The sequence below is a fragment of the Deltaproteobacteria bacterium genome, from assembly GCA_003194485.1.
In the GTDB taxonomy this organism is placed as follows: domain Bacteria; phylum Desulfobacterota; class Dissulfuribacteria; order Dissulfuribacterales; family UBA3076; genus UBA3076.
In genome coordinates, this window is the sequence record PQXD01000060.1 from 1 (window position 1) to 3,330 (window position 3,330).

Consider the following 3,330-nt stretch of genomic DNA (forward strand, 5'->3'; position numbering starts at 1 on the left):
GCTCCGGATTATAGCTTCTGAAATTGTAGTTCATGAGGCCCTCAAAAAGCAATTATCATGTTGAAATTATATAATATTTTACCGAATTCGGCCTCATTTTGCAACTAATATTTGCGGGACAGACTCAGTACTGCCGGTTCAAATGTATCACCCGGCACAGGGTTGTCTTCGAAACGATAGCCTGCCAAAATAGCAAGTGTGTCATTTACATCATATTTGGCTTCGACACTATAAGACATCACATTATTCCAGTTTTTCTCAAACACGGAAGACCTGCTTCCCGCAATCGGCTGGTCAAACTTAAATGCCAATTTTTCATAACGTGACCACCCTTCCCATCTGCCGCCAAGTTCCACCGTAAGTTTATCAATACCTTTGTAACATAACCCAAAAAATAACTGCGCAGGAAGTTCAACATCAACACTTCCGTCAGTATTGGGAAAATATGACCTCAGCAATGCCGGAGTATTTTGCGGAAGCCTGAATTTTCCATCTCCTTCGGTATCCACTGTGATTTTGCTGCGATAGCTGGCCCCAAACGACCAATCTTCATTCAGGTGATATACGAGACCAAGATTATAGCCAAAGCCGTCGCCGTCGCCCTCAAATTTTTGTTTACCATCCGGGAGTCCATATGTTGAAAAATTTATGTTTTTCTCAAGCGTGGCGTCCAGATATAAAAAATCAAGACCTCCTGCCACTGCCAGTCTATCGCTTACCTTCCACGCAATGTTTGGATTTATATTGAATGTCAGCAGTTCAGAGTTGGTGGCAAGATACCTTCCTTCCCACTTTTTGCCCCAATCATTGCCAAGACCAAATGGATTGAAAACACTAATACCCATAGTGAACCTGTTACTTAATTGGTGTGTAAGGGAAAATGCGCTTGGATAGTAAATTTGGTTTTTTTGCCTTTTCTGTCCTACCGGTTTGGTCACTCTCGAACTCTCTTGATGGAAATATAAGAGTTGAGCCCGATTCTATCTGTGTTCCTTTAAGCTCGGTAATCAAGGCAGGATTATAGTAGTTAGAATTAGGCCCTTCGGTATGAGCAATAACATTGTGTTGCATAGCCAACCCTTCTGCTCCGCGTGGATAGACTGCAAACCCGGAAGCACTTGCGTTTGACGAATCAATTATTGTACTTAAAATCATGCCGGGTAAGACGCTCAGGCTCAGGCCAATCAATTTGAAGAATTTGATTTTCATGTTTCCCCCCCCTCGTAGATTCCGGCTTCGGGCTTTTTTACGATAAAATACGGATTTCTGCAGCATCATTTGCTATAGGGCCGGATGATTCTCATTTCTCCCCATTACGCGACGCCAGCTCGAAGAACTTCTTTCTATTATCGACAGGTCCTTTTAAATAGTTGAGAGAGATACGAACACCTGGTCTGCCGTTCACACTTCGTAATGAGATTAACTCGGCATGTTTCGGAAAATGTAAAATTGTGTTATATTAATTTTTAAGAAAATCGCTATGGTCTTATTTTATTGTTTGAAGCTATTAGGGGTTAATCACCATGTTTAATGTTGGAGATATGGCAGTTTATCCTGCACATGGAGTGGGTCTGATCGAGGGCATAGAGGAGAAATCAATATCTGGTACCGAGCATATTTTTTACGTGATACGTATCCTTGATAATGACATGAAAATTATGATCCCCAGGAAAAACGCGGCACAAGTCGGGCTCAGGAAAGTTATTTCAAGTGATGAAGTCGAGAGGGTCTATGCTATTTTAGAGAAAAAGGATGTGGAGTTTACTCCTCAGACATGGAACCGTCGTTACAGGGAGTATATGGATAAAATTAAATCGGGTTCGATTTTTGATCTGGCTGCAGTCTTGAGGGATCTCTATATTCTGCAGATGGATAAGCCCCTTTCATTCGGAGAGAAAAAAATGCTGGATACCGCCAAGGGTTTACTTGTTAAAGAACTTTCCGTGGCCAAGGAAAAAAGAGAAGAAGAGATCACAGAGGGAATCGAGTCCATCTTTAATAATGTGAATGCAGTGGCCGAGGTTGAGGCTTAGATGTTTCGTATTGCTCTCCAGGGTCTGAGGAGGGTGAAAGAAAAGACCGGATGAGTGGAGGTACGTATCTCTCTGCAGGCACCTCCAAGTACTTATTTATAAAGGTAAATGACAATAGCGCCGGACAGAGACTGGATAAATTCCTTGCCTTAAAGGACCTTGGGCTCTCAAGGTCACAAATTCAACACCTCATTCAAGACGGCCATATAAAAGTCAGAGGATGTGCCAGAACCTCTTCAAGTCTCAGGGTTCATGCCGGAGACTGCATTGATGTCCATATACCTGCTTTAAGACCGTTGTCTGTCGAGCCTGTTCCGATTCCTCTTGCAATCCTTTACGAAGACAGTCATCTGCTTGTGCTGGAAAAACCAGCCGGCCTCGTCGTCCATCCCGGGGCTGGAGAAGAGGATCACACTCTGGTTCACGGCCTTCTGCATCATTGCCGGGATCTTTCGGGTATAGGCGGGTATCTCAGGCCTGGCATCGTACATAGGCTTGACAAGAACACATCGGGCCTGATGGTCGCAGCAAAGGATGATGAGACGCACCGTGGATTAGCAAGGCAGTTCAAGGAGGGAAAGATCGACAAGACCTATCTTGCCCTTGTCAGTGGCCGGCTCCGGGACAAGAGCGGTCGTGTGGATTCGGCCGTGGGACGTCACCCTGTTAATCGAAAGAAGATGTCCATCAGATCCGGAAATGGAAGATCTGCCATAACAGAGTGGCAGGTTGTTGAGGAATTCAGGGGCACGAGCCTTTTGTCGTTAAAAATACGTACAGGGAGAACACACCAGATCCGTGTCCATATGAGTTCCATGGGACATCCCGTCCTGGGTGACTCCTTATACGGCGGGCCGACGGAATTCAGGATCGGGGGTGCAGTTATCCAGATCCGAAGACAGATGCTTCATGCTGCCTGCTTGCAGTTTACTCATCCCGTCACAGGGGAAAAAATGAAATGGGAAAGCAATCTGCCGGAAGATATGACCTCTGTCCTTGAGAGGCTCAGGAGCCTGAATGCCTGACGCGGGAATTGATCCCAGATTATGTATTTTATGTATTATGGATGTCTTCTCTCTCATACAGGAAGTATATGGCACTGGATGGAGCGAAGTGAATGCTCCCCTGTGACTGATACCAAAAAATTGACAATTTTTGTCACTTTTCCCCGGATATTTCATATAAGATACAGGCAGCAAGCACCGGGCAGGCTGCTTGCCATACAATTACTGCCATTGGTCTGAAGATTCTTTCATAGAGCAACCATTTTTTGAGTCAACTCCTCAATTTTTCTAAT

At 44.7% G+C, this 3,330-nt stretch carries 4 protein-coding genes; 3 read left to right on the forward strand and 1 reads right to left on the reverse strand.

What is annotated here, in order from left to right; genetic code table 11:
* Window positions 1–104 precede the first annotated feature (104 nt).
* Window positions 105–938, reverse strand: a complete 834-nt coding sequence (locus tag C4B57_11890) for a hypothetical protein (GenBank protein PXF50600.1) — start codon at window positions 936–938, stop codon at window positions 105–107.
* A gap of 585 nt (window positions 939–1,523) precedes the next feature.
* On the opposite strand from C4B57_11890, the gene C4B57_11895 reads away from it, so the two are divergent.
* Genes C4B57_11895 through C4B57_11905 form a run of 3 tightly spaced genes read left to right on the forward strand, consistent with a single transcriptional unit; the run spans window position 1,524 to window position 3,277 of the window.
* On the forward strand, window positions 1,524–2,033 hold the full coding sequence (locus tag C4B57_11895; GenBank protein ID PXF50601.1) for a CarD family transcriptional regulator: 510 nt from the start codon (window positions 1,524–1,526) through the stop codon (window positions 2,031–2,033).
* 50 nt (window positions 2,034–2,083) lie between these two features.
* The gene (locus C4B57_11900) at window positions 2,084–3,058 is read left to right on the forward strand and encodes an RluA family pseudouridine synthase (protein PXF50602.1); all 975 of its coding nucleotides are present in this window, start codon (window positions 2,084–2,086) and stop codon (window positions 3,056–3,058) included.
* A 21-nt stretch (window positions 3,059–3,079) separates the two neighbouring features.
* Window positions 3,080–3,277 (forward strand): hypothetical protein, encoded by a 198-nt coding sequence (locus tag C4B57_11905; GenBank protein PXF50603.1) that lies wholly within the window; start codon window positions 3,080–3,082, stop codon window positions 3,275–3,277.
* Window positions 3,278–3,330 lie beyond the last annotated feature (53 nt).